The 6,121-nt window shown below is 70.5% G+C and carries 6 protein-coding genes; 1 reads left to right on the top strand and 5 read right to left on the bottom strand.

Going from position 1 to position 6,121, the window contains the following annotated elements; translation table 11 throughout:
• Positions 1 to 574: 574 nt before the first annotated feature.
• Together VGC13_RS08300 and VGC13_RS08295 are read right to left on the bottom strand one after the other, a co-directional pair.
• Complete coding sequence (locus tag VGC13_RS08300; protein WP_331124767.1) at positions 575 to 1,297, bottom strand: hypothetical protein; 723 nt, start codon at positions 1,295 to 1,297, stop codon at positions 575 to 577.
• 47 nt (positions 1,298 to 1,344) lie between these two features.
• On the bottom strand, positions 1,345 to 1,602 hold the full coding sequence (locus VGC13_RS08295) for a hypothetical protein (protein ID WP_331124766.1): 258 nt from the start codon (positions 1,600 to 1,602) through the stop codon (positions 1,345 to 1,347).
• Between the two features lie 238 nt (positions 1,603 to 1,840).
• Here VGC13_RS08295 and VGC13_RS08290 point away from each other — a divergent pair, with 238 nt between their 5' ends.
• Positions 1,841 to 2,056 (top strand): cold-shock protein, encoded by a 216-nt coding sequence (locus tag VGC13_RS08290; protein WP_331124765.1) that lies wholly within the window; start codon positions 1,841 to 1,843, stop codon positions 2,054 to 2,056.
• Between the two features lie 238 nt (positions 2,057 to 2,294).
• Here the strand turns inward: VGC13_RS08290 and VGC13_RS08285 are convergent, their stop codons facing one another.
• The 3 genes from VGC13_RS08285 to VGC13_RS08275 all read right to left on the bottom strand — a co-directional run.
• Positions 2,295 to 3,260 carry a GrpB family protein gene (locus tag VGC13_RS08285; RefSeq protein ID WP_331124764.1) on the bottom strand — a complete coding sequence of 322 codons (966 nt, stop codon included), beginning with the start codon at positions 3,258 to 3,260 and terminating at the stop codon, positions 2,295 to 2,297.
• A 25-nt stretch (positions 3,261 to 3,285) separates the two neighbouring features.
• Positions 3,286 to 5,289 (bottom strand): hypothetical protein, encoded by a 2,004-nt coding sequence (locus VGC13_RS08280; RefSeq protein WP_331124763.1) that lies wholly within the window; start codon positions 5,287 to 5,289, stop codon positions 3,286 to 3,288.
• A gap of 249 nt (positions 5,290 to 5,538) precedes the next feature.
• The coding region (locus tag VGC13_RS08275; protein WP_331124762.1) for an RCC1 domain-containing protein at positions 5,539 to 6,121 on the bottom strand (583 nt) is incomplete at its 5' end.

Raw genomic sequence — 6,121 nt, 5'->3', positions numbered from 1 at the left:
GAGCCTAAGCGAGCCGGAGGGGGCGCCCGCCGACGCAGTAGAATCCCTGCCGAAGCGCGCTCGAATTCTCCCCTCTCCGTGAGGAACGAACGGGGAGGGGCCGGGGGAGGGGCACCCCGCCGACGCCAGTGCGACGCCCGTCGCCGAACCACTGGACCGTCCGCACCCCCAACCTCCCCCAGCAGTTTTGGGGGAGGTGGCGAGCCTAAGCGAGCCGGAGGGGGCGCCCGCCGACGCAGCAGTGTCCCTGCCGAAGCACACTCGAATTCTCCCCTCTCCGTGAGGAACGAACGGGGAGGGGCCGGGGGAGGGGCCCCCCGCGGGCGCCAGTTCAGTGCTCATCGCCGAGCCACAGTCCCAGCGGCTTCACCAACCTCCCCCAGCAGTTTTGGGGGAGGTGGCGAGCCTAAGCGAGCCGGAGGGGGCGCCCGCCGACGCAGTAGAATCCCTGCCGAAGCGCGCTCGAATTCACCCCTCTCCGTGAGGAACGAACGGGGAGGGGCCGGGGGAGGGGCCCCCCGCCGGCGCAACGCGATGCCAGCCCGCCTTCTACCGCCCCTATTCTACACCGCCCCTACACCACCGTCACGCACGCCTGCGGAGGCGCGCCGTCCGACACGCGCTCCCAGCGGACCGGCAGGGCCAGCGGGCTGTCGTTCCACTCGCCGGGCGCGGGGCCCTCGACGGCGGTGTTGCGGGTGATGAGGACGGAGGGATGGTCCAGCTCGAACACCAGCGCGGAAGAAAGGCGCGTGCGCTCTTCGTCATCCACCGACTGGAAGCAGTCCCAGCAGTCCGCGTGCAGCCGCGCGAACAGCTGCAGCCGGCCGAAATCGTCCTCCCGCGCCGCGATGTCGAACAGGAGCGTGGTGTATTTGAAGATGCACTGGATCCACCGCCCCTCCAGCAGCAGCGAGCGGTACAGCCGGTCGTCGCTGCCGTACTGCACGGCGTCCAGCAGCAGCCCGCCGGTGAACGCGGCGTGCACCGACGGCTCGCGGTCGTAGTACGCCAGCAGCCGGCCGTTCTCGAACCCCGCCGCCGCCAGTTGCTCCACCAGCCACGACGAGGTAAAGCGCGACGCCGCGGTCCACACGGTGCCGTCCGCGTCCGCGATCCACGCGCGGTGCTCGATGATGTCGCGCGGATCGGGGTCCACCGGGGGCGGACGGTGGACGGACAGCTCGAAGGTGTAGGACGGATGTACGGAGCCCCCCGGCGCCAGCCGCAGGGTGCGGCCGTCGGCGGTGGGGTGCTCCACGGTGGCGGGAAGCCACAGCTCCGTGGTGAGCTTCATCCCGGCTGGTCGGTCAGGGTGCGCGCGGGGAGGGGAAGGCCGGACGGCTAGTGGTGCGAGGGAAGGGTCACGCTGTCCACGATCTCGCCGTCGCGCACCAGCGCGTAGCCGGTAAGGCGGCCCTGCTTCTTCCACATGCTGGACGGATTGGTGAACGCCCACAGCTCGTCGCCCTCGCCGGCCTGCTGCTTCAGCTTTTGCCAGGCCATGCGAATGCGCAGCGCGGCCCGGTCGGGAAGGCTGCGGTCGTACGAGGTGGGCGCACTCTCCACCCGCTCGGTGAGCCATTCCGAAACAACCTTCATCGTGGACCGCGCCCTGCACAGGTGAGCATTTTCAGTCGGCGTAGGCGTCCAGCCGGACGTACCCCGCGAACCCCTAAACTACCGCCCCGGCACCCTCTGCGCCACCGTCCAGGGTGCGGCGCAAAGCTCCCCGCGGGGGGATGCCGGGAGCCATGCGACCATTTTGAGCATGGCCCTTGCAAGCAGGAGGTCGAAGGCCGGATGAAGTTCGCTTACACCACGACGGAGGACGGAGACGATGGCACGCGAGACGGGCACGGTAGAGCGGTTCATGGACGACAAGGGATTCGGATTCATCAAGCCGGATCGCGGCGGCAAGGATGTCTTCGTCCACCACTCCGCCATCGGGGGCAGCGGCTTCAAGTCGCTCGCGCAGGGCCAGCGCGTTGAGTTCGATCTCGTGCAGGACCCCAAGGGTCCGCGCGCGGAGAACGTCCAGACGCTGAGCGAGTAGCACTTCCCGGCCGGCACCCGCCGGCCCTGAAGTCGCTCGTACAGGATCGCGTGCCGGCCACCGGAAACGGAGGGCCGGCCCGCGGTCCTTTTCGCTTGTCAAAAGAGCAAGAAAACTGTAAGGGTACAGAGGAGCAGAGGGAGAAAATCAGAGGAACAGAGGTCCGGTATCCCTCTGTTCCTCTGGTTTTCCTCTGCTCCTCTGTACCCCCATCCGTTCATCCGTCATACCACACGGATCAGGTTACATCAATCAGCAGTTCCAGCAGGCCACTGGGTGAGAGCGGCACGTCCCCATCCGCCAGGCCGGCGAGGGAGACCCACAGGGCCTCGTGGCGCATGCCGTCCGGGTCCACGCCCACGACCTCGTCGCGTTCGTAGACCTCCCGCTCCGCCACCCGCGCGTCGAAGGCGAAGACGACCTCGTGCCCGGGACGGCCCTCGTAGGTGAACAGGTTCTCCACCACGCCCAGCAGGGCCAGCCCCTCCACCGTCAGGCCGTACTCCTCCCTCCACTCCCGCGCCACCGCCTCCGCCGCCCGCTCGCCAAAGTCGATGTGCCCGCCGATGGCGCGGTAGAAGCGGCTGCCGGCCACCCGGTCGTAGCCGCGCTCCACCAGCACGCGCCCCTCGTGGCGGACCACGGCGACGGCCTTGGCCTTGATGGTCATCTTTGCGCCAGGATCGGGTTCGGGGGAATCGGCCGGCGTCGCGCGGCGGGTGACGGCGTCGATGAAGTCGCGCTTGGCGCGCTGGTAGGCGTCCGCGTCCGCGCCGTGCTCATCCGCCAGCCGGCGCTTGAGGGCGGCGTACTCCCGCGCCGCATCAGGATCGGCGCGCAGGTGGTCGCGAAAGCGCAGGTGGTCGCGGAACCCCTCGCTTTCCGGTACGCACAGGTACAGGTGGTGCCTGGACTCGCCGGGGGGCACGCGAAAGGCGTGGCGGCCGGGAATTCCCAGCTCACCGCGGTGCGTGTAGCCGATCGCTTCCAGGCGCTGGATGGCGAGCGGGAGGTCCCGCGGGCGGACCACGACGTCCAGGTCGATGACCGGCTTGGCCGCCAGCCCGGGGACGGAGGTGCTGCCCACGTGCTCCACACGCAGAACGCAGTCGCCCAGCGCGCGGGCGGCGCGCCGGGCGAGTGCCTGGAACCGTTCCGGCCAGGCGGGATCGTAGTCCACGATCCGCACCGGCGTGTCCTTCATCCGCGGAGCTCCCGTGTGCCGTACGTCAGTCCGGGTCGGCCACGCGCGCGGGGACGCTGCTGTCGACGGTGGTGCCGTTGCCCAACTGTCCCTCGTCGCCCGATCCCCAGCAGTACGCCGCGCCGTTGGTGGTGACGCCGCAGGCGTGCTGGCTCCCCGCGAGAACGGAAGAGAACCTCAGCCCGCCCGCCACGGCCGTGGGCGTGTAGGACAACTCCCGGGAGGTTGTCCCGTTGCCCAGCTGCCCGTCCCCGTTTCGTCCCCAGCAGTACGCGGCACCCGCGGCGGTCAGTGCGCAGGCAAACGTGTCGCCGCCTACGGACAGGGACTGGAACACGTGCCCCCCGGGCACCTCGCGCAGTCCGCTGGTGATGCCGCCCGTACGCATCCCTCCCCAGCAGAAGGCCGCACCGGACGCGTCAAGTGCACAGATGGAGCTTCCGCCGACGCTCAGAGCCGTGAAGGTGTGCCCGCCGGCCACCGCCACGGGCGCCACGGCGTCGGTGTACGTGCCGTCGCCCAGCTGCCCGGCTCCGTTGTCGCCCCAGCAGTACGCCTTGCCGTCCGTGGTGAGCCCGCAGCTGTGGAGGATGCCGCCCTCGATGCGGCTCCATGTGTGGCCACCGGCGACCGCGGCCGGGGCGAGCTGGCTGGCCACGGTGCCGGTGCCCAGGGCGCCCTCGCGTCCCTCACCCCAGCAGTAGCCCGCGCCCTGCGCCGTGACCCCGCAGGCGTGGTAGTCGCCCGCGCCGAGCGACGCAAAGGCAAGCCCGCCGCTCACGGCCGCGGGCGACGAACGGTGGGCCCCGGTGCCGTCGCCCAGGCGTCCGTCGTCGCCGATGCCCCAGCAGTACGCCGCGCCGCCCTGCGCCAGCGCGCAGGTGAAGAAGTTGCTCGCGATCACCTGCCGGAACGAGCCGGAAACCGGCTGGGGCAGGGGCCTCCGCGGCACGTCGGAGTAGCCGCTGGCCAGGTCGCCCCAGCAGTACAGCGTACCGCCTTCGATGCCGCAACTGTGCCCGGAGCCCGCGCTTACCTGCGAGAACGCGCCGGGAACGTCGGCGGAGAGCGACCGCGCCACCTGCAGCGAGTCGGCGCCGCGCATGCCGTCTGCTCCGTACGCGTAGAACACCACGTCGTTGACGCCGGGGCGCAGCGGCACGGTCGCGGCAAAGGAAACGCTGGGCGTTCCCCACGCGCCGGTGGCCGGCTGCTCCGCGCCGCCGTTCACCGTATACGTCACCCGCTCCACGCCCGGCGTATGCGTGGCGGTGCCGGTCACGGGGGCGGTGGCATCGATGGTGGCGGCGGGGGCCGTCGCCTCCACGCGGGGCTTCACCTGCCAAACGAAGCGCACCTCGCGCGACGCGCGGTTGCCCAGCGCGTCGTAGGCGTGAATCACCACCACGTTCTCACCCGCCCGCACTCCGAGAAGCGCTCCGCTGAAGCACCTGTACTGGCACAGCGACATGCCGTACTCCAGCGGCGACTCGGGCTGGCCGTTCAGCGAATAGCTGGCCCGCACGGCGCCGTCCGCCGTGCCCCCCGCCAGGAGGTTCATCGGGAACCCTATGAGATCGTAGACATACGTCCTGCCCGGCTCCGGGCTGGTGACGGTGAGGGTGGGCGGGGTGGTGTCGCGGGCCATGCGCAGCGGCGCCGTGCTCCCCCGGTTGCCCGCGGCGTCGTACGCGTGCACCGCCACGGTGGTCCAGGCAGTATCGACCACCGGCACCTCCACCGAGAAGGCGGCGGTGGCGCCCGGCGTGATGGCCAGCGCCTGCTCCGCGCCGCCGTTCACCGTCCAGGTGGCCCGCGCCACGCCCACGTCGTCGCTCAGCGTTCCCGTCAGCGTGGCGCGCTCGGTACGCACCCAGCCGGGATCCTGGTGCGACGAGATCTGCGCCACCGGGATCACGGTGTCGCGCGCGGCGCCGCAGCCGCCGGGGGTGTCGCAGGTGGAGACGCCGTCGCCACAGGCGGCGAGCACGAGGGCGGCGAGCAGGAAGAGAGCGCGATTGTTGTACATCAGGTAAATCCGTCGCGGGTAGAAAGAAGAGCGGGTGCGGGGCGGTGATTCCGAGCGGCACAACGCGCGGCGCGTGGAAAGTATAATACCGCCCCCTCCCACCGGGCAGTGTGTAATGTCGCGTGAGTCTCGCGTCATCCCACTGAAATGGATGTCACGCGCCGCGGCAGGGGAGCGGAGGAATCTTTCACTCCGCTTCTCCGCGTCCCTGCTGCTCTGCGTGACACCGGGTCTTCGCGCGGCCGTGCATCAGTCCGGATCGGCCACGCGCACCGGGACGCTGGTGTCGATGGTGGTGCCGTTCCCCAACTGCCCGACGAGCCCGAAGCCCCAGCAGTATGCCGCCCCGTTGGTGGTGATGCCGCAGGCATGAAGGTCGCCGGCGGAGATGGAAGCGAACCTCAGCCCGCCCGCGACGGGGGTGGGCGTATCGGAAAACCCGGGCGAAGGCGTCCCGTTGCCCAGCTTGCCCCATTCGCTGTCTCCCCAGCAGTACGCGACACCGGCGGCGGTCAGTGCGCAGGCAAAGTTGCTGCCACCTACGGACAGGGACTGGAACACGTGCTCCCCGGGCACCGCGAGCGGCGGTCCGCCGGTGATGCCGCCCGGACGCAGCCGTCCCCAGCAGAACGCCGCACCTGACGTGTCCAGCCCACAGGTTGAGATTCCGCCGACGCTCAGAGCCTTGAAGGTGTGCCCGCCGGCCACCGCCACGGGTGCCGCCGTGTCGGCATACGTGCCGGTGCCCAGCTGCCCCGACACGTTGCTGCCCCAGCAGTGCGCCTGGCCGTCCGTGGTGAGCCCGCAGCTGTGGCTCATGCCGGCCTGGATG

Source organism: Longimicrobium sp. (genome assembly GCF_036399255.1).
Lineage (GTDB): Bacteria > Gemmatimonadota > Gemmatimonadetes > Longimicrobiales > Longimicrobiaceae > Longimicrobium.
This window is presented reverse-complemented; position numbering and strand designations above follow the sequence as displayed.

Coding starts and splice junctions, on each gene's coding strand:
- VGC13_RS08290 (WP_331124765.1), top strand. CDS start 1,841: ATGGCACGCGAGACGGGCACGGTAGAGCGGTTCATGGACGACAAGGGA.
- VGC13_RS08295 (WP_331124766.1), bottom strand. CDS start 1,602: ATGAAGGTTGTTTCGGAATGGCTCACCGAGCGGGTGGAGAGTGCGCCC.
- VGC13_RS08285 (WP_331124764.1), bottom strand. CDS start 3,260: ATGAAGGACACGCCGGTGCGGATCGTGGACTACGATCCCGCCTGGCCG.
- VGC13_RS08280 (WP_331124763.1), bottom strand. CDS start 5,289: ATGTACAACAATCGCGCTCTCTTCCTGCTCGCCGCCCTCGTGCTCGCC.
- VGC13_RS08300 (WP_331124767.1), bottom strand. CDS start 1,297: ATGAAGCTCACCACGGAGCTGTGGCTTCCCGCCACCGTGGAGCACCCC.